The sequence below is a fragment of the Roseovarius sp. W115 genome, from assembly GCF_032842945.2.
GTDB lineage: Bacteria > Pseudomonadota > Alphaproteobacteria > Rhodobacterales > Rhodobacteraceae > Roseovarius > Roseovarius rhodophyticola.
In genome coordinates this window covers 2,941,592-2,959,057 of the sequence record NZ_CP146606.1, presented here as the reverse complement: position 1 = coordinate 2,959,057, position 17,466 = coordinate 2,941,592, and the positions used below count along the sequence as shown (strand labels likewise).

The 17,466-nt window shown below is 58.3% G+C and carries 24 protein-coding genes; 1 reads left to right on the top strand and 23 read right to left on the bottom strand.

Features of this window, described 5'->3' with window-relative positions; all coding sequences use genetic code 11:
- Window positions 1-124: 124 nt before the first annotated feature.
- The 23 genes from RZS32_RS15060 to RZS32_RS14950 all read right to left on the bottom strand — a co-directional run bounded on the left by RZS32_RS15060 (window position 125) and on the right by RZS32_RS14950 (window position 16,618).
- A complete protein-coding gene (locus RZS32_RS15060) occupies window positions 125-496 on the bottom strand; it encodes a hypothetical protein (RefSeq protein ID WP_339106696.1) in 372 nt (123 codons plus the stop codon).
- Complete coding sequence (locus RZS32_RS15055; RefSeq protein ID WP_317057775.1) at window positions 493-909, bottom strand: MAPEG family protein; 417 nt, start codon at window positions 907-909, stop codon at window positions 493-495. Before RZS32_RS15055 ends, RZS32_RS15060 begins: the two co-directional genes overlap by 4 nt.
- A gap of 4 nt (window positions 910-913) precedes the next feature.
- Window positions 914-1,402: a DUF3291 domain-containing protein gene (locus tag RZS32_RS15050; protein ID WP_317057774.1), complete on the bottom strand. Its 489-nt coding sequence runs from the start codon at window positions 1,400-1,402 to the stop codon at window positions 914-916.
- A complete protein-coding gene (locus RZS32_RS15045; protein WP_317057773.1) occupies window positions 1,395-1,700 on the bottom strand; it encodes a hypothetical protein in 306 nt (101 codons plus the stop codon). The genes RZS32_RS15050 and RZS32_RS15045 overlap by 8 nt, the downstream gene beginning before the upstream one ends.
- Before the next feature lie 3 nt (window positions 1,701-1,703).
- Window positions 1,704-2,999 carry an NADH-quinone oxidoreductase subunit NuoF gene (nuoF, locus tag RZS32_RS15040; RefSeq protein ID WP_317057772.1) on the bottom strand — a complete coding sequence of 432 codons (1,296 nt, stop codon included), beginning with the start codon at window positions 2,997-2,999 and terminating at the stop codon, window positions 1,704-1,706.
- Between the two features lie 11 nt (window positions 3,000-3,010).
- A complete protein-coding gene (locus RZS32_RS15035; RefSeq protein WP_317057771.1) occupies window positions 3,011-3,223 on the bottom strand; it encodes a DUF5337 domain-containing protein in 213 nt (70 codons plus the stop codon).
- 13 nt (window positions 3,224-3,236) lie between these two features.
- On the bottom strand, window positions 3,237-3,926 hold the full coding sequence (locus RZS32_RS15030; protein WP_317057770.1) for an NADH:ubiquinone oxidoreductase: 690 nt from the start codon (window positions 3,924-3,926) through the stop codon (window positions 3,237-3,239).
- Window positions 3,927-3,962: 36 nt separating this feature from the next.
- Complete coding sequence (nuoE, locus tag RZS32_RS15025) at window positions 3,963-5,093, bottom strand: NADH-quinone oxidoreductase subunit NuoE (protein WP_317057769.1); 1,131 nt, start codon at window positions 5,091-5,093, stop codon at window positions 3,963-3,965.
- Window positions 5,094-5,384: a hypothetical protein gene (locus RZS32_RS15020; protein ID WP_317057768.1), complete on the bottom strand. Its 291-nt coding sequence runs from the start codon at window positions 5,382-5,384 to the stop codon at window positions 5,094-5,096.
- Between the two features lie 13 nt (window positions 5,385-5,397).
- Entirely contained in the window at window positions 5,398-6,618 is a 1,221-nt protein-coding gene (locus RZS32_RS15015) for an NADH-quinone oxidoreductase subunit D (RefSeq protein WP_317057767.1), read from the bottom strand.
- Window positions 6,618-7,226, bottom strand: a complete 609-nt coding sequence (locus tag RZS32_RS15010) for an NADH-quinone oxidoreductase subunit C (protein WP_317057766.1) — start codon at window positions 7,224-7,226, stop codon at window positions 6,618-6,620. The genes RZS32_RS15015 and RZS32_RS15010 overlap by 1 nt, the downstream gene beginning before the upstream one ends.
- Window positions 7,219-7,536 carry an antibiotic biosynthesis monooxygenase gene (locus RZS32_RS15005; RefSeq protein WP_317057765.1) on the bottom strand — a complete coding sequence of 106 codons (318 nt, stop codon included), beginning with the start codon at window positions 7,534-7,536 and terminating at the stop codon, window positions 7,219-7,221. The genes RZS32_RS15010 and RZS32_RS15005 overlap by 8 nt, the downstream gene beginning before the upstream one ends.
- Window positions 7,537-7,541: 5 nt before the next feature.
- Window positions 7,542-8,075, bottom strand: coding sequence for a NuoB/complex I 20 kDa subunit family protein (locus RZS32_RS15000; protein ID WP_317057764.1), 534 nt, complete (start codon window positions 8,073-8,075; stop codon window positions 7,542-7,544).
- Window positions 8,066-8,431 carry an NADH-quinone oxidoreductase subunit A gene (locus tag RZS32_RS14995; RefSeq protein ID WP_317057763.1) on the bottom strand — a complete coding sequence of 122 codons (366 nt, stop codon included), beginning with the start codon at window positions 8,429-8,431 and terminating at the stop codon, window positions 8,066-8,068. The genes RZS32_RS15000 and RZS32_RS14995 overlap by 10 nt, the downstream gene beginning before the upstream one ends.
- A gap of 248 nt (window positions 8,432-8,679) precedes the next feature.
- Complete coding sequence (locus tag RZS32_RS14990) at window positions 8,680-8,805, bottom strand: hypothetical protein (protein WP_422395919.1); 126 nt, start codon at window positions 8,803-8,805, stop codon at window positions 8,680-8,682.
- An 80-nt stretch (window positions 8,806-8,885) separates the two neighbouring features.
- Window positions 8,886-9,665, bottom strand: coding sequence for a hypothetical protein (locus tag RZS32_RS14985; RefSeq protein ID WP_317057762.1), 780 nt, complete (start codon window positions 9,663-9,665; stop codon window positions 8,886-8,888).
- Window positions 9,666-9,671: 6 nt separating this feature from the next.
- A complete protein-coding gene (locus tag RZS32_RS14980; protein ID WP_317057761.1) occupies window positions 9,672-10,457 on the bottom strand; it encodes a crotonase/enoyl-CoA hydratase family protein in 786 nt (261 codons plus the stop codon).
- Window positions 10,450-10,953, bottom strand: coding sequence for a DUF6653 family protein (locus RZS32_RS14975; protein WP_317057760.1), 504 nt, complete (start codon window positions 10,951-10,953; stop codon window positions 10,450-10,452). Before RZS32_RS14975 ends, RZS32_RS14980 begins: the two co-directional genes overlap by 8 nt.
- The gene (locus RZS32_RS14970) at window positions 10,950-11,813 is read right to left on the bottom strand and encodes a hydroxymethylglutaryl-CoA lyase (RefSeq protein WP_317057759.1); all 864 of its coding nucleotides are present in this window, start codon (window positions 11,811-11,813) and stop codon (window positions 10,950-10,952) included. The genes RZS32_RS14975 and RZS32_RS14970 overlap by 4 nt, the downstream gene beginning before the upstream one ends.
- A 9-nt stretch (window positions 11,814-11,822) precedes the next feature.
- A complete protein-coding gene (locus RZS32_RS14965) occupies window positions 11,823-13,772 on the bottom strand; it encodes an acetyl/propionyl/methylcrotonyl-CoA carboxylase subunit alpha (protein ID WP_317057758.1) in 1,950 nt (649 codons plus the stop codon).
- Between the two features lie 3 nt (window positions 13,773-13,775).
- Entirely contained in the window at window positions 13,776-14,483 is a 708-nt protein-coding gene (locus tag RZS32_RS14960; RefSeq protein ID WP_317057757.1) for a hypothetical protein, read from the bottom strand.
- Window positions 14,480-14,929, bottom strand: a complete 450-nt coding sequence (locus RZS32_RS14955) for a thermonuclease family protein (RefSeq protein WP_317057756.1) — start codon at window positions 14,927-14,929, stop codon at window positions 14,480-14,482. Before RZS32_RS14955 ends, RZS32_RS14960 begins: the two co-directional genes overlap by 4 nt.
- Before the next feature lie 81 nt (window positions 14,930-15,010).
- Window positions 15,011-16,618: a carboxyl transferase domain-containing protein gene (locus RZS32_RS14950; RefSeq protein WP_339106695.1), complete on the bottom strand. Its 1,608-nt coding sequence runs from the start codon at window positions 16,616-16,618 to the stop codon at window positions 15,011-15,013.
- A gap of 161 nt (window positions 16,619-16,779) precedes the next feature.
- Between RZS32_RS14950 and RZS32_RS14945 the strand changes: the two genes are divergently transcribed.
- Entirely contained in the window at window positions 16,780-17,394 is a 615-nt protein-coding gene (locus tag RZS32_RS14945) for an OmpW/AlkL family protein (RefSeq protein WP_317057755.1), read from the top strand.
- The last annotated feature ends 72 nt before the right edge of the window (window positions 17,395-17,466 follow it).

The window sequence follows — 17,466 nt, the reverse complement described above, 5'->3', positions numbered from 1 at the left end:
ATGACTCCTCTTGTCACAAGATCAGGGCACGGACCATCCGCGACCCCATCTGCAAGGCAGATGGTTCCGGACGCGTGTGATATGCAATAACACACGGACCAAGATCCTGATATGAAAGAGAAAGTTACCAAAGCACACACCGTCCGTCGAGGATCAGCCTATTGCCGTCGCGTTTCAAAACAGCGTCGTCTGCATCCGGGCCATTGACCCATGCAATTTCGGACGTTCCGAAATTCTCGATACAATACCGCCTGCCTTCATGCTCTCCAGCGGCCCTTGCGCCGTTCAAACCCTGATCTGCGCGCGACACTCTGACAACAAAACTTTGACGGTCATCCGACGTGTGCTTAGCTCTGGACTTGTAAAAGTTGCCATCAAAGAGAATACGTTCGTTCTTTCGACCACAGGCGGACAAGACCATGCTGGCCACCAGAAGGCTCAGCACAATCGTTGCGCGCCACCCAAAGCGCTTGGGATCACTCACCATCAGCATCATAACACCGCCAAAACTGCCATCAGGCACAAAATGATGCTGGCCAGCCAGCCTGCGACATAGAGAAAGGACCGCGCGCTCATATCGGGTTTGCCGATGCCTTTGATGTGGACAAAGGCGAGCACCAGACGGCTTACGAAAAAGAGTGAGGCGAGCAGGTTCACCCAAAACGGATCGGCCCCTGCCAGAATGGCCGCGGCCACCGAAGCCACAAAGAACCCCATCGTTTCCGACAGATTCGCATAAGCACGATGCCAGCGATAAACCGAACTGCCGTAATCCGCCTCCGGCTCAGCCCCCGGCGCCAGCCCGGCTCCGGTTTTGCGCATGGCGGCCAGCGGGCTCATCACAAGCCCGAAAATCACGGTTAATGCGACCGACGCGATGGCATGTCCGTATTCTGCAAATGCTTCCATCATTTCACCCCAAGACCGTTCTGGCGTCACGCTCTGGCATAAACGAGCCGCCATTCAAATGCGACCACCCGAATGCATACTCGCTGTCGCCGTTTTGCCGCAGGTGATCAAGACGATCCATCGCTTGCTTAAGCGTCGGGATTTGACCTTTTTGGACCCACCACATTACGAAATGCGCGCGCCCCAAGGGCGTGAACCATTCCCGCTTGCGGCTTAAAAAATGCTTGTGCAGCGTTTTCCAAACATACTGACGCAAGGCCTCAATGCTTTCCCAGACCGTCAGGTTCACCAGCATGCGCGGATCATTGTCCACATCTTCCTGCACAACGCCACCGACATCCGTCTCATATTTCCAGACGAACCCATCACTGCGCTCGGCAATCCGATTTAACATATCAATGCCCGCTACGAAATCGGCGGCCCGCGGGTCGTCGAGATCATAGGTCATGCGACCGATATTGAATTGGGCCAGATGCAGTCGAGACTTAAGCACGGCTTTTCCCTCCAAACCTGTCAGGTTTCGGCAACAGGAAATAGATCGGTAAAAGTGGGAACAAGAATCCCCAAGCAGACAATGTCGCACGAATATAACTGGGTATGCTGGTAAGACTGTCCGTGTCTGAAATCATCATTTGAATAACCGATGCCTGCCAGACAAGCATCAACGCAACCAAGCTACATCCAAGTCCAAACCGACCGACGCGATAGTAGATCATCAGGAAAAGTACAGCCGCTGGGATCAGGTAACCCGCCCGCAACACTAGACCAAAAATGATCGCGTCGAACTGCATACCCTACTCCGCCGCCACTGCTGTAACCTTGCCGGTCTTCTGCGCTTTGATGCGGTCCTCAATCTCATCGCGGAAATTCCGGATCAGCCCCTGAATGGGCCAGGCCGCCGCGTCGCCAAGCGCACAGATTGTGTGACCTTCAACCTGTTTGGTCACATCAAACAGCATGTCGATCTCCTCGACCTCGGCCTCACCTTTGACCAGCCGGTCCATGACCCGCATCATCCAGCCCGTGCCCTCACGGCACGGCGTGCACTGACCACAGCTTTCGTGCTTGTAGAATTTGCTGAGCCGCCAGATCGCCTTGATGATGTCGGTACTCTGATCCATCACGATCACTGCCGCCGTGCCGAGCGAGGATCCCACCTCGCGCAGCGCGTCGAAATCCATCACCGCGTCTTTCATGTTCTCGCCGCGCACGCACGGAACCGATGAGCCACCCGGGATAACCGCCTTGAGATTGCCCCAGCCGCCACGAATGCCGCCACAATGTTTTTCAATCAGCTCCTCAAAACTGATCGACATGGCGTCTTCCACCACGCAAGGATTGTTCACATGGCCCGAGACGGCGAAAATCTTGGTGCCCGAATTGTTGGGCCGTCCAAAGCTGGCGAACCACTCCGGCCCACGCCGCAGGATGGTCGGCACCACGGCAATCGATTCCACATTGTTCACGGTCGTCGGACAGCCATAGAGACCTGCCCCGGCCGGAAACGGCGGCTTCATGCGTGGCATGCCCTTTTTGCCCTCAAGGCTTTCCAGAAGGGCTGTTTCCTCACCGCAGATATAGGCCCCGGCCCCGTGATGCAGGTAAATGTCAAAGTCGTAGCCTGACTTGCAGGCATTTTTGCCCACCAGACCCGCCTCATACGCCTCATCAATCGCATTCTGAAGCGCTTCTTTTTCGCGGATATACTCGCCACGAATATAGATGTAACAGGCATGCGCCTGCATCGCGAAACTGGCAATCAGGCAGCCCTCGACCAGCGTGTGCGGATCGTGGCGCATGATCTCTCGGTCTTTGCAGGTGCCCGGTTCGGACTCGTCGGCATTGACCACGAGGTAAGCCGGACGCCCATCGCTTTCCTTGGGCATGAAGGACCACTTCAAACCGGTGGGGAAACCCGCACCGCCGCGCCCACGTAGGCCCGAGGCCTTCATTTGATCCACGATCCAATCCCGACCGTTTTGCAGGATCTTGGCCGTGCCATCCCAATGACCTCTCGCCTTGGCTCCTTTCAGGCTGCGGTCATGCATCCCGTAAAGGTTGGTAAAAATCCGATCCTGATCTTTCAGCATCCCGTTAACCTCTAATTATCCCGGCTGTCGCGCCAGATCTGGTAGATGAGCCAAAAGGCAAAAAGAAAGCCCAACAGTGCCAACACGTCGAAGAAGAGCCGCAGCTGCACGCCAAAGCCCTCTTTCTCGCCGATGAGGGTGATCAACACCCAAAACACGCCCGTGCCGGCAATCACCAGCCCGGCCCGTCGGCCTTTCTTCGACAATGCGTCTTTGTCGTTCATCCAAATCGCTCATTCAGTACACGTCGCCTTTGTCCACGCGCTTGGAAAACTCCGTCTCACCACCTGCGGCCAGAATTTTGGCCTGCTCGATCCAATTGTCGCGTGACGCCCGGCCTTTGAATCCTTTCAGGTTGGCATCAACCCAAGCGATTTCATTCGCGCTCCACGCAGCAACCTGGTCAAAGTGATAAAAGCCCATCTCGTTGAGCATTTTCTCAAGCTTGGGGCCCACACCTTTGATTTCCTTGAGGTTATCCGCCTTGCCGCCACGCGCTGCCTTGAGGCCAGAAGGACGCGTGCCTTCGTTCTCGCCTTCCAGAACCCCATCGCCATCATAGTCGGGTGTGACTTCGGCTTTCGGCGCCGGCTTGGGTTTTGGCTTTGGCTTGGCTTTGGGCTTTGGCGCAGGCTTCGCTGCCGCACCAGCCGGACCAACAGTGGCGACAGGCGCAGACAACGGCTTGCCCTGCGGCGCAGAAGGCACGGCCGAGGCGTCATAGTCGTTACCTTCTTCTTCCTCCTGCGGCCAGCAAAACAGCAGTTGAAGCACCAGTGCGAGGAACACCGCGAGCGCAATCGCCACCAGAAGTGCTGCCAGAAAACCGGTTTCTCCCGCGATGAGATACATCGCGACAATTCCAGCGCCGACGCCCATCGCCCAGCAGCCCAACTTGCACGTTGCTACAAAACTGTCACCGTTCATCTTTCAAACTCCCTATCAAACCGTTTGGGGCATCTTTCAATAGACGCCTCCTTTTTTGACTTTCTTTGCGAAGTCTGTTGTTTCTCCGGCCGCCAGTTTTTTCGCTTGCCCAACCCAGTCATCACGGCTGACCCGACCTTTGAACCCCTCAAGGTTGTCGTCGGCCCAGGCCACCTCCTCAGCACCCCAGCTTGCAATCTGGTCGAAATGGAACACGCCCATGCCATTCAGCATCGCGGCAAGTTTCGGCCCAACGCCTTTGATCATTTTCAGATCATCCGCACCGCCTTCCCGCGCTTCTTTCAGCATTTCGGGCTTTTTCTGCGCAGCCGGTGCCGCGGCTTTGGCCTTGGGAGCGGCTTTCTTGGCCGGTTCTTTCGGCGCGGGCGCCGGTTTGGCCTCTAGTGGAGCAGGTGCTGAGGTCTTAACCTTCGAAGCGCCGGGCGCGTGGTTGGCCCCTTTGTCACGCCACGGCGCAATCAATGGCACCTCGGTCCCGTCAATACGTTTGACCGTGTCCCCAATATCAGTGGCAAGCTGCACGCTGGCGTTATACTTGGTCTTGCCGCTGTCATATTCTGTGAGGCTTGTCAGCCCACTCAGCGGCTCAGAGGCATACCGCCCATTTTGCGGCCCCGGCACCGGCACTTTGCCCGCGCGCAGCTCGTCAAGCATCTCGCCAAACCGTTCGGCGGTGAGGTCTTCGTAATAATCCTTGCCGATTTGCGCCATAGGCGCATTGGCGCAGGCCCCGAGGCATTCGACCTCTTCCCAGCTCAGCTTGCCATCTTCGCTGATCTCATGCGGGTTGGCAGCAATCTTTTCCTTGCAGACGCCAATCAGGTCTTCAGCCCCGCAAATCATGCAGGACGTCGTGCCGCAAATCTGAATATGCGCCACAGAACCAACAGGTTGCATCTGGAACATAAAGTAGAAACTGGCCACTTCCAGCGCCCGGATATGCGCCAAACCCAGCATATCCGCCACGCCTTCAATCGCCGGACGGGACAGCCAGCCCTCCTGCTCCTGCGCGCGCCACAAAAGCGGGATGATTGCGCTTGCCTGACGTCCTTCAGGATATTTGGAAATCTGCGCCTCGGCCCAGGCCTGGTTGGCCTTTGTGAATGCAAAGCTTTCGGGCTGATCATGATGAAGACGGCGTAGCATTTAGGCGCAGGCTCCTGTCGTGAGTTTCACACCACCATTTTCAAGCCGAACGGCGCGTTTCGCAGTCAGCACATAAGCCGCCATCGACTGCGTTTGCTCCCGCGTCAGCCCGGTCTGAAGCTCAACCGGCAAGTAATCCGCCTCGGTGTGCAGCACACAGCCGATGCTGGCTACAGCCGCCTCAAAGCTGGTCACGTCCTGAGCTGTTGTGCCTTGAGGCGGCACCGCACAGCCCGCAAGCGCCGCCGCGCCGCAGAGCGCTATCGCCACCTTGATCTTCGTTAACGCCATGCCAGCTGTCCCCTCACCGGTCAATTTCGCCAAACACCACATCCATCGTGCCGATAATCGCGGCCACATCGGCAAGCTGATGCCCCGTGGCTACATAATCCATCGCCTGAAGATGCAGATACCCCGGCGCCCGGATCTTGGCCCGGTACGGCCGGTTGGTGCCATCCGACACCAAATACACACCAAACTCGCCCTTGGGCGCTTCCACCGCTGCGTACACCTCACCCTCAGGCACCTTGAACCCTTCGGTGTAAAGTTTGAAGTGGTGGATAAGCGCCTCCATCGAGGTCTTCATCTCGCCGCGTTTGGGCGGTGTGACTTTGCCGCGGGCCAGGATATCGCCCTGACCTTCGGGGGCGCGCAGTTTCTCGATCGCTTGAAGAATGATCTTTAGTGACTGACGCATTTCCTCCATTCGACACAGATAGCGGTCGTAACAATCGCCATTTTTACCAACGGGGATCTGGAACTCAAATTCGTCGTAACATTCATAGGGTTGCGCACGGCGCAAATCCCAAGCCAAACCAGACCCTCGTACCATCACGCCCGAAAAGCCCCAGTCCAGGATGTCCTGTTCGGTGATGACGCCGATATCGGCATTGCGCTGTTTGAAGATGCGGTTTTCCGTCAGAAGCCCATCCAGATCGTTGATCACCCGAGGGAACTCATGCGCCCAGGTCTCGATATCGTCGAGAAGTTCTGGCGGCAGGTCCTGATGCACACCACCGGGGCGGAAATAGGCCGCGTGAAGACGCGCACCACAGGCCCGCTCATAGAACACCATCAGCTTTTCGCGCTCTTCAAAGCCCCAAAGCGGCGGCGTGAGCGCCCCCACATCCATCGCCTGTGTGGTGATGTTCAGAATGTGGTTCAAAATCCGGCCAATCTCGGAATAAAGCACGCGAATGAGGCTCGCCCGGCGCGGCACTTCCACGCCTGTCAGCTTTTCAATCGCCAGACACCAGGCATGTTCCTGATTCATCGGCGCCACATAATCCAGCCGGTCAAAATACGGCAGGTTCTGCAGATATGTGCGGCTCTCCATCAGCTTTTCGGTGCCGCGATGCAAAAGCCCAATATGCGGATCGCAGCGCTCAACGATCTCGCCGTCCAACTCTAGCACGAGCCGCAAAACACCATGCGCCGCAGGGTGTTGTGGGCCGAAGTTGATGTTGAAATTGCGAATCTTCTGCTCGCCCGTGAGCGCGTCGTCAAATCCTTTGGAGCCGTCCATCATTTCGCCTCCTCCTGCTTCTCATCGCCCGGCAGGATATATTCCGCCCCCTCCCAGGGGCTCATGAAGTCAAACTGCCGGTATTCCTGCACCAGGTTCACAGGCTCATAGACCACGCGCTTTTGCTCTTCATCGTAGCGCACTTCGGTGTAGCCCGTGGTTGGGAAATCCTTGCGCAGCGGGTAGCCGCGAAAACCGTAGTCGGTCAGGATGCGCCGCAGGTCGGGATGTCCGCTGAACAGAATGCCGAACATGTCGAAGACTTCGCGTTCGAACCAGTTTGCTGAAGCGTGCACTTCTGTGATCGACGGCACCATGTCCTCGTCGCGAATGCTCACCCGCAGGCGAATACGGTGGTTCTGATACATGCTCAGAAAGTGATACACGACGTCGAACCGCTTGGGGCGATCCGGATGATCGACACCAGTGATGTCCACCAGCGTTGAAAAGCGACAGGTCTGATCGGTTTTGAGGAACTCGACGAACCCCACAAGGTTCGACAGCGCCACATCCATCGTCAGCTCATCATGGGCCACATCCCAGCTTAGCACGCAATCGGTGCGCTTGGCCTCGATATGAGCCCCCAGTTCGCGCAAAGCCTCAGTCATTTGCTTCCTCCCGAAGCACTTCATCATAGAAGGTCGCTTCTGCGTCGTAAGACTTGAAAAACGGCGCCATGAAATCCGGTAGAACTGTTTTTGCTGGGTTTTCTCCAGCAAAGGCCGTGATCGCCGCCATGTTGCGCCACCGCGTTAGCACCTTCACGTGACAGGGGTCACCGTCACGCTTAGTCAAAAACGTCACATCCAGGAATCCGTCCAAAGCCTGCATGTTGGGCAGAACACGGTCGCGGAAGGTGTTGATCCATGCATCAATATCTGCACGCCCCACCGCAGCTTCCCAATTTCTGACAACCACGCCCGTCACCGCACAATCGTCCCTGTCCGACGAATTTTTCGTTGAAGCTGCAAGATGCCGTAGACCAGCGCCTCTGCCGTGGGCGGGCAGCCGGGCACGTAGACATCCACCGGTACAATCCGGTCGCAGCCGCGCACAACCGAGTAGCTGTAATGATAATAGCCGCCACCATTGGCGCAGGACCCCATCGAGATCACGTAACGCGGCTCGGGCATCTGGTCGTAAACCTTGCGCAGGGCGGGTGCCATCTTGTTGGTCAGCGTGCCCGCCACGATCATCAGGTCCGACTGACGCGGGCTGGCGCGCGGGGCTGTGCCAAAACGCTCCAGATCATAGCGTGGCATGGCGGTGTGCATCATTTCCACCGCACAACAGGCCAGACCGAATGTCATCCAGTGCAGCGATCCGGTGCGCGCCCAGTTGATGATATCCTCAGTCGATGTCAGCAGAAATCCTTTGTCCTGAAGCTCGCGGTTCAGGTCCTGCGTGGCAACCTCACGGTCCGCACCTGCAAAGTTTTCTCCGGTCGCTACTGCCATTCCATCGCCCCCTTGCGCCATTCATAGGCAAATCCGGCGGTCAGCACCGCCAGGAACACCATCATCGACCAGAACGCCGCCATAGAGATATCCGCAAATGCCACGGCCCATGGAAAAAGCATCGCGATTTCAAGGTCAAAGATGATGAACAGGATCGACACCAGATAGAACCGGACATCGAATTTCATCCGCGCATCATCGAACGCGTTAAACCCGCATTCATACGCGCTGACCTTTTCGGGATCGGGGTTTCGGACGGCCAGAACGACCGCAGCGAGGATCAGAACAATTCCAAGACCGATGGCGATGGCCAGAAGAACAAGGACCGGAAGGTACTCCCTCAGCATCTCTTCCACGATGTGGCTCCTTTCATGCGCACCCGTCTGCGCATTAAGACGGCTCTCTTTAATACATCATCGGGTTTACCCCCGCCTTTTTGCCGGGTCAACCGAAGCTGCACATAAACCGGACAATCTGTCAGGGGAAATTGACGCATCTGCCGGTCAGGCAGAAAAGTTAACCAAGATTAACGTGTCATTCGTGCGATAAACACTTGCGCATAATCAAGAATATGAGCGCAGCAAAGGACACGACACCAGAGCCACTATTCAGCCCAGCGCGGCTTTTCCTTGGCAAAAAACGCCCCAATGCCATGTTGCGCTTCCTCTCCGGCCCAGCAGTCCACCAGCGCGTCAATTGTGTGGTCGATCACAGCATCATTTATTACCACCTTGGAACGGTCCACCACCTCTGGGAGGTAGTACGTTTTAGGGCGGTCAGCATTTCAGCAGCTGCAAATTCAACTGTGGGTCAACCTGACAGGAACTCAAGCCTTGCCACATACCCAGTACTAGGCTCGGTATCGTCAAAGCCAAACTTGCCAGGGTCGATACTCCAATCTGCGGCAATGGCCATTGGAACACTTTCTGACAGATCAGGAAGATGTTCAAAGGCGTCCAGATAGTCATCTGCTTCTGCTTCTGCTTCTGCTTCTGCTTCTGCTTCTAACATGAAGTTATTCGCCTCCTCAGGTGTCAACCCATCAAGCAATTCGTAGTTGAAAATGGCTTCAACGCCGGTGACAGGTCCGGTATTGGTGAGAATGCCGTCGCCGCTACCAACATAAGAAAACGCGCGAGTTACTTCGCCCTTTTCGGCTCGCATCCATGCAATGAAATCGACGACGCGATAAGAGCCAAAATACTGGGCCTCTCCAAATTGCGCAGATAGTTTTTCCAGCCACTGTTCAAACCGCGCGATGCCGTTTTCATGGTCTGGTGCAAGAGCAAGTCCCAAATGCACGAGGACCCACCCATTGATAGATGGTGTCAAAAACGCAAACTTCGAATTGCTTTCGTGGCTGGCGCGCATCCCGCTGGCCCAATTCGCAGGCTGCCAGTTGGTGGCGCCCAACGCTTCTCTCAGAGCCTCTGCATCGTCACTTCGCACAGCCAACCATCCAGTTTTATATCCAAAGGTTTGGGGGCTATCAGGTTCCGCTTCAATGATCTTGTTAGGTTGCTGCGGTGGCTCTGACCTTTGCACAGGCTCGGACGGTTTGCTGCCAAAAAGTCTATTCAACCAAGACACGTCACATCACTCCTTCACCCAGCGCGGCTTTTCCTTGGCAAAAAACGCCCCAATGCCATGTTGCGCTTCCTCTCCGGCCCAGCAGTACACCAGCGCGTCAATTGTGTGGTCAATCACAGTGTCATCTATCACCGGCCCCAACCAGCGCGTCAGAGCCTTGGCTTGGGCCACAGCCTCAGGCGCGCAGGACAGGTAAGGTGCGACCTCAGCCTCGACCGCATCATCCAACTCGGCCACCGGCACCGCGCGCGCCACAAGGTTGAGCGCCATCGCCTCGGTTGCATCAAACCGGCGGCCTGACATGAAGACCTGCCGCGCCTTGGCCTCGCCCATGCGGGCCACGACATAGGGTCCAATGGTGGCGGGGATCAGCCCCAGACGCGTCTCGGTCAGGGCCATCGCCACGTGATCGGCGGCAACCACCACATCACACACGCTCATCAACCCCACGCCGCCGCCAAAGGCATTGCCATGCACCCGGCCAATGAGCGGTTTGGGCAGCGTGTTGAGCGCCTGCAGCATCTCGGCCAGCTTACGCGCCTCGCGGCGGCGCGTCTCGGTATCGGCCTCAAACTGATCGCGCATCCAGCCCAGATCGCCGCCGGCGCAGAAGGTCTTACCCTTGGCCGCCAGCACCACGGCGCGCAGGTCCGGGTCGTGCCCCAACACCTGTGCCGCGTCAGTCAGGTCCGCAATCATCTGGCCCGACATAGCGTTGTGCTTGTCTTCCCGGTCCAGCCAGAGCGTTGCCACGCCCCGCGCATCGCGCTCTATGGAAATCGTGTCATACATCGCCCAACTCCTTGCCATGCTCGCGGCACCAATCGCCATAAAGCCAGACCATCCGGTCCACGAACCAAACCTTAGGCCCCACGGCCAAAACCATGCCGAAATTTGTCCACCAAGGTTCCAGCCAGATCAACCCGATCACCAGAACGATAACCCCGGGCAAGCTGGCCCAGGCCAGACCATCGGCCCAGGCCCGGTGATGTGCGGCGACCTCGTCTCGCCGGTTCAGGAACACCCGTTCGCCCAACACGCCACGCGAGGCCCAGTTGTCCAGATTGTCCGGCGGCGGAAAGGCCCGCGGATTGATCCACGCCCAGAGCAGGACCAGCGCGGTCGGCAGAATGGCCCACCAGCCCAGCCAGACGCGACTCCAGATGGCCAAAACCAAGAGCGGCAGCACGGTAAACCGGGTATAGGCCGACATCGGATTGGCATGGCGCGCCCATGTGGCGTCATCCATCGCCATCAGCCGCTCTGCCCCGCGATAAAGTGCTTTCATGCGATTGCTCCGCCGCGCATGGTTTGCGCCATCCGGGCCGCCTTGGTCAGAACCTCACGGTCCAGCCCGGTCTCATACCCCAGCGCAACCAGCCGGTCATGCACCGTCTCGGTCGCCACATTCCCCGCAGCGCCGGGCGCATAGGGGCACCCGCCCAGACCACCGACAGCCGCATCAAACACCCGCAGGCCATGGCCAAGGGCCACTTCAACATTTTCCACCGCCCGTCCCGACGTGTCGTGGAAATGTCCTGCCAGTTGTGCAGCAGGCACGGCTTTAATCACTTCGGCCAGCATCGCATCAATCCGTTCAGGGGTCGCGCGGCCAATCGTGTCGCCCAACGAGACCTCATAGCACCCCATCTCGCGCAGTGCTGTGACCACGCGCACCACCTCGGAGGGTGCAACCGGCCCGTCATAGGGGCACTCGCTGACACAAGACACATACCCGCGCACCGGCACACCCGCCGCGTGCGCCGCCTCGGCCACAGGGGCAAACCGCTCCAGACTCTCAGCTATGGTGGCGTTGATATTGGCCTTGGAAAACCCTTCGGAGGCCGACGCAAAGATCGCCACCTCATCGGCCCCTGCCGCCATCGCATCCTCAAAGCCGCGCATATTGGGCGTGAGCGCCGCATAGGACACACTCGGCACACGCGTGATCCCGGCCAGAACCTCACCCGAGCCCGCCATCTGCGGCACCCATTTGGGGCTGACGAAGCTGGCCACCTCGATCCGCCGAAACCCGGCCCGGCTCAGGCAATCGACCAGTGCGACTTTCTCGGCCACGGCGATCTCGCCCGGCTCGTTCTGCAACCCGTCCCGTGGCCCAACCTCAAAGATTTCGACAAACTCCGCCATAGTGATCCCTCAGGCCGCAGCCTCATCCTCATCGGCCAGCCGGATCAAGGCCGCACCAGCTTCAACCTGTGCACCTTCGCTGGCCAGTACCTCGGCCACAACCCCATCTCGCGGGGCCGACAGGCTGTGCTCCATCTTCATCGCCTCCAGCACCGCAAGCCGGTCACCCGTCTGCACCGCCTGTCCGGCCTTGGCGAAAAGCGCCTTCAATAGCCCCGGCATGGGGGCCTCAATCAGACTTGCGTGCCCCACCGCCTGCATGTCTCGGTCAAGCGGGTCGACACGGTGAAACGCCAGCCCGTATTGTGCAAAAACCGTGATCAAATCACCCGTGACCACCACCGGTGGGGCGACCGCACCACTCAGCATCCAGCACCCGCCATGGCAACGTGCTTCGATTGTCTCACCATCCACCTCTATGTCATGGGCCACGTATGACAGGCTGCGCAGTGTCGCAGTGATCTCTTTCTCGCCATGGCGCAGGATGATCTGCCGATTGAGTGGCTGCCATAGGGTAAAGCCGGTTGCAGTATCCTGCACCTCCAGCAAACCCGCGGCAGCAAGAACGGCCAGCGCAATATCTTTTGGAGTGGCGTCCTCCATGTCCACAAGGCTGTCCAGGTCCCGTGCAATCAATCCTGTATCCACGTCTCCAGCAGCAAACCCAGCGTGGCGGCTCAATGCCCCCAGAAAGGCCAGATTGGTCACCGTACCAGCCACTTGTGTGTGCGCCAAAGCCGCGTCAAGCCGTTGCAAAGCCACCGCGCGCGTCGGCCCATGGGTCGTCAGCTTGGCGATCATCGGGTCATAATGCGGGCTAATCTCATCGCCGCTGCGCACGCCGGTATCGGCCCGTACCCCATCAGGAAAGCGCAGATGCGCCAGCCGCCCGGTGGCGGGCAAAAATCCCTTGGGCACATCCTCGGCATAAAGCCGCGCCTCAAAGGCATGCCCGTTGATCGACAGATCCTCTTGTGTTTTCGGCAGGCCCTCCCCGGCGGCCACCCGCAACTGCCATTCCAACAGATCAACGCCGGTGATCGCCTCTGTCACCGGATGCTCGACCTGCAGCCGCGTGTTCATCTCCATGAACCAAAACCCGTCGGGGCGCAGACCATCAGAGCCATCCACGATGAATTCCACAGTGCCCGCGCCTTTGTAGCCAATCGCCTCAGCCGCACGCACCGCTGCAGCACCCATGGCCGCACGGACCTCGTCGGTCATGCCCGGTGCCGGAGCTTCCTCGATCACCTTCTGATGGCGCCGCTGTAACGAACAATCCCGCTCATAAAGATGCACGGCGCGGGTGCCGTCGCCAAACACCTGAAGCTCGATATGGCGTGGCTGCTGGATGTATTTCTCAATCAGTACCGCCTCATTGCCAAAGGCGGTTTTTGCCTCGCCCTGCGCGCTGTTCAATGCCTCGCCAAACGCCTCGGGCCGCTCGACAAGCCGCATGCCCTTGCCGCCGCCACCCGCCACAGCCTTGATCAGCACCGGATATCCGATCTCTTTGGCCTGATCCGCCAAAAATGCAGGGTCCTGAATGTCTCCGTGATAGCCCGGCACCACAGGCACGCCAGCCTCTTCCATCACCGCCTTGGCGGCATCCTTGAGGCCCATGGCGCGTATGGCCTTGGCCGAGGGACCGATAAAGGTCAGCCCTGCGGCCTCGACCGCCTCCACAAAGTCAGGGTTCTCAGAAAGAAACCCATAGCCCGGATGGATCGCCTGCGCCCCTGTCTCCTTCGCCGCCGCGATAATGACATCGCCGCGCAGATAACTCTCCGCCGGAGCCGCCCCGCCAATATGCACAGCCACATCGGCCATCTCCACATGCCGCGCTGTCCGGTCAGCATCGGAGTAGACCGCCACACAGCGCACGCCCATCGCCTGCGCTGTTTCCATCACACGGCAGGCAATCTCGCCCCGGTTCGCAATCAGAATCGTGTTAAACATGACTCACCACCATGACCCAGAAGTTTCATCGTTTAAGTGTTGTTTTACATGGGCTGGCAAAGGCCACGCCTGGTAATCCATACCCGTCAAACGGCCTGCTGTTTGTCCGCGGTAGGCATGGTTATAAAGATCGCGGTGCAAGGTGATCTCGACGTCCTGCAACGCGCTGTCGACCTTGTTCTTGGTCGCGTCAATACCATCTTCCAGTTTGCGTGCATCGGATTTGCCAGCGATCCAATTTTTAGGCAAAACCTGTGACAAGACCATCTTCCCCGCCGACAATGCAACGAGCAAAACGACATTAGCGACAAAGCCCGAGAGCGAACCAACCTCGCCCACCGAACTGCCCAAAAACCCAAACCAGCCTTTGGCCTTACCACCATTCGCAGCAAGCTGCGCCCGTGCAATATCAAACTCACGCGCAAAGCTTTCGCGCATCTGACGCGCAAACGCGCGGCGGTCAAAATCTTGCCGTCCAGCCCATATCTTCATCTTGGGCCGCACAAACAATCCGGCGCGGGTCTGTTCCACGAATTGTTCAAAATCAAAGATGAAGAAGTAGTCCTCAGGGTCCGCAGAATTATGGATCAGGTATACCGGCATGTTTACTTCACGACCCAGCTTGGGCAGCGCGGGCAAAGCAATCTGCTCACGCACCCGATCTGCTACGGTACGCAACGACCAGCTGTCTTCTTTAGGATTATCACTCATCGCCCAGCCTCCAACCGCTTGCACCAATCCACCCGGGCGCTACCATCATAGCGCACGGCCAGACCTTCGCGCGTGAGGATATCGGCCACGTCTTCGCCGCCCAACTGCAACTCGGCCAGCACCCGTCCGTATTTGTCATATCCGACGCTGTCCATTTTGGCCGGTCGCGCCTTCACCAACTCTCGCAGCCGCGCTGTGGCCTTGGCGCCCAGCTCTGCCTCTGCCGCGCAACCCGGCTCTTTGGTCTCTGGCGTGTCCAGCCCAACGATGCGCGCGGTCATGGTTTCGGACCCGCAATCAATCTCGACCGTGTCACCGTCATACACATAGCCCAGCCTGCAGCCCCGCTCGCTCAGGTCATGCCAGGGGGCAAGCCATTCGGCCAACGCAACAAGCGCCAGCAGCAAAAGCATCGTATATCCGGCGACGGTCGGGTCCAATTTCAAGCCAGCACCTCATGATGCGGGACCGCGGAAGCACCGACGCAATACCGACGTGATACCGACGCAATACCGACGTGCATTTTTCTACATCCGGAACACGCCAAAGCGGGTCTCCTCGATGGGGGCGTTGAGGGCGGCGCGCAAGCTCAGACTCAGCACCTGACGCGATTTGCGTGGATCGATGATGCCATCATCCCAGAGCCGTGCACTGGCATAGAGCGGATGGCTTTGTTCCTCGAACATATCAATCGTGGGCTGTTTGAATGCGGCCTCTTCTTCCGCTGACCACGCGCCGCCCTTGCGCTCAATCGCATCACGTTTGACCGTGGCCAGCACCCCTGCCGCCTGTTCCCCGCCCATGACGGATATGCGGCTGTTGGGCCATGTCCACAGGAACCGCGGCTGATAGGCGCGGCCTGCCATGCCATAATTGCCTGCACCGAAAGAGCCGCCGACCAGCATGGTGATCTTGGGCACCGATGTGGTGGCCACTGCCGTGACCATCTTGGCCCCGTGCCGGGCAATGCCTTCGTTCTCGTATTTCCGCCCGACCATGAATCCGGTGATATTTTGCAGGAAAACCAAGGGGATGTGTCGCTGACTGCAAAGTTCTACAAAATGCGCGCCCTTCTGCGCGGCCTCGGAGAAGAGCACGCCGTTATTGGCAATGATCCCCACCGGATAGCCATCGACATGGGCAAAACCGGTCACCAGCGTTTCGCCAAACCGCGCTTTGAATTCATCAAAGCGAGAGCCATCCACGAGCCGTGCGATCACCTCACGAATGTCGTAGGGCGTGCGCAAATCGGCAGGCACGACACCCAGGATCTCATCCGGATCATAAGCCGGGTCTTCCGGCGTTTGCCGTAGGCCGGGCTTCAGCCCGGCACCCGCACCCAAGCTTCCCACCGCCCGCCGCGCCAGCGCCAGCGCATGCGCATCATCCTCGGCCAGGTAATCGGCCACACCCGAGAGCCGCGTGTGCACATCCCCGCCGCCCAGATCTTCGGCCGTTACCGTCTCCCCCGTTGCCGCCTTCACCAAAGGCGGGCCTGCCAGAAAGATCGTCCCCTGATCTTTCACGATAATCGTCACATCCGACATGGCAGGCACATAAGCTCCGCCGGCAGTACACGACCCCATGACAACGGCAATCTGCGCGATACCTTTCGCGCTCATCTGCGCCTGATTGTAGAAAATTCGCCCAAAGTGATCCCGGTCAGGGAACACCTCGTCCTGATTAGGAAGGTTGGCACCGCCCGAGTCGACAAGATAGATGCACGGCAAATGACATTCTGCCGCGATCTCCTGCGCGCGCAGGTGTTTCTTGACGGTCATGGGGTAATACGTGCCGCCCTTCACCGTCGCGTCGTTGCAAAGGATCATGCAATCGCGGCCCGTAACACGCCCCACACCGGCAATCACTCCGGCACAAGGGGCGGCGCCATCATAAAGCCCATGTGCAGCTGTGGCCCCGACTTCGAGAAAAGGACTGCCCGGATCGAGAAGCGTCGCGACCCGATCACGCGGCAGCATTTTGCCGCGGCCAAGATGCCGTTCTCGCGACGCCTGACCACCGCCCTCAGCAGCCAGCTCTGCGGCTGCGGTAATCTCGGCAAGCGCCGCCATATGCGCGTCAGTATTGGCCTGGAACTCAGAAGAAGTGCTGAGAGCACGCGATTGCAGCTTCATTGGGTGACCTTTCCTTGGGTCCAGCGATCGCGCCCGTCTTTGCGCGTTGCAGAAATGCCACAAGCATCTGTTCGCAATGGTTTTTGACATGAATCAAAGTCATGAACACTGCGGTGCGGCATGATCTTTCTCAAGAAAAGAGGATCCGAAAGGTACAAATTATGAAACATCTCGCTGCTTTAACCCTTGCAACTGCTTTGTGTGGCACCGCCGCGCCTGTTTTGGCTCAATCTCAAGGGGATTTCACTCTTGGTTTCGGGCTGGGATATATCAGCCCTGATAGTTCCGACAGTGCGACTGCCGCTGGCGCGATTGACGTGGATGGCGATCTGAGTTTCACCCTGACCGGCGAATATTTCGTCAGCGACAAAATCGGTATTGAGCTGCTGGTGTCGTCGCCCTTTCGGCATGACATCAATCTGGTTGGAACCGGAGAGGTCGCGGAGATTTCGCACCTTCCGCCAACTTTGTCTGTGCAGTATCACTTCACCAATCAATCCAATTTCACCCCGTTTGTCGGCGTTGGCGTGAACTACACGCTCTTCTTCAATGAAGACGGTGTCGGCGCCCTCGCGGGAACGGACGTGGATCTCGACAATTCCTTCGGGATTGCCCTGCATGCGGGTTTGGACGTGGATGTGTCTGAGCGCTCCGCCATTCGGGCAGACATTCGTTGGATCGACATTGACACCGATGTTTCTATCGGTGGCGCAGATGTCGGCACAGTCCATATCGACCCGTTGATCTTTGGCCTGTCCTACGTTTGGACCTTCTGATCCGAGAAACAAAGTATAGTGCACCGAAAGGTCAGCCGCTCGGCTGGCCTTTTGCACATGCCGCCACGCATC

What these genes read in the sequence shown, in the direction of transcription:
- RZS32_RS15060 (WP_339106696.1), bottom strand. Translation starts at nt 496, where the DNA reads ATGATGCTGATGGTGAGTGATCCCAAGCGCTTTGGGTGGCGCGCAACG.
- RZS32_RS15055 (WP_317057775.1), bottom strand. Translation starts at nt 909, where the DNA reads ATGGAAGCATTTGCAGAATACGGACATGCCATCGCGTCGGTCGCATTA.
- RZS32_RS15045 (WP_317057773.1), bottom strand. Translation starts at nt 1,700, where the DNA reads ATGCAGTTCGACGCGATCATTTTTGGTCTAGTGTTGCGGGCGGGTTAC.
- nuoF (WP_317057772.1), bottom strand. Translation starts at nt 2,999, where the DNA reads ATGCTGAAAGATCAGGATCGGATTTTTACCAACCTTTACGGGATGCAT.
- RZS32_RS15035 (WP_317057771.1), bottom strand. Translation starts at nt 3,223, where the DNA reads ATGAACGACAAAGACGCATTGTCGAAGAAAGGCCGACGGGCCGGGCTG.
- RZS32_RS15030 (WP_317057770.1), bottom strand. Translation starts at nt 3,926, where the DNA reads ATGAACGGTGACAGTTTTGTAGCAACGTGCAAGTTGGGCTGCTGGGCG.
- nuoE (WP_317057769.1), bottom strand. Translation starts at nt 5,093, where the DNA reads ATGCTACGCCGTCTTCATCATGATCAGCCCGAAAGCTTTGCATTCACA.
- RZS32_RS15020 (WP_317057768.1), bottom strand. Translation starts at nt 5,384, where the DNA reads ATGGCGTTAACGAAGATCAAGGTGGCGATAGCGCTCTGCGGCGCGGCG.
- RZS32_RS15015 (WP_317057767.1), bottom strand. Translation starts at nt 6,618, where the DNA reads ATGGACGGCTCCAAAGGATTTGACGACGCGCTCACGGGCGAGCAGAAG.
- RZS32_RS15010 (WP_317057766.1), bottom strand. Translation starts at nt 7,226, where the DNA reads ATGACTGAGGCTTTGCGCGAACTGGGGGCTCATATCGAGGCCAAGCGC.
- RZS32_RS15000 (WP_317057764.1), bottom strand. Translation starts at nt 8,075, where the DNA reads ATGGCAGTAGCGACCGGAGAAAACTTTGCAGGTGCGGACCGTGAGGTT.
- RZS32_RS14980 (WP_317057761.1), bottom strand. Translation starts at nt 10,457, where the DNA reads ATGTATGACACGATTTCCATAGAGCGCGATGCGCGGGGCGTGGCAACG.
- RZS32_RS14975 (WP_317057760.1), bottom strand. Translation starts at nt 10,953, where the DNA reads ATGAAAGCACTTTATCGCGGGGCAGAGCGGCTGATGGCGATGGATGAC.
- RZS32_RS14970 (WP_317057759.1), bottom strand. Translation starts at nt 11,813, where the DNA reads ATGGCGGAGTTTGTCGAAATCTTTGAGGTTGGGCCACGGGACGGGTTG.
- RZS32_RS14965 (WP_317057758.1), bottom strand. Translation starts at nt 13,772, where the DNA reads ATGTTTAACACGATTCTGATTGCGAACCGGGGCGAGATTGCCTGCCGT.
- RZS32_RS14960 (WP_317057757.1), bottom strand. Translation starts at nt 14,483, where the DNA reads ATGAGTGATAATCCTAAAGAAGACAGCTGGTCGTTGCGTACCGTAGCA.
- RZS32_RS14950 (WP_339106695.1), bottom strand. Translation starts at nt 16,618, where the DNA reads ATGAAGCTGCAATCGCGTGCTCTCAGCACTTCTTCTGAGTTCCAGGCC.
- RZS32_RS14945 (WP_317057755.1), top strand. Translation starts at nt 16,780, where the DNA reads ATGAAACATCTCGCTGCTTTAACCCTTGCAACTGCTTTGTGTGGCACC.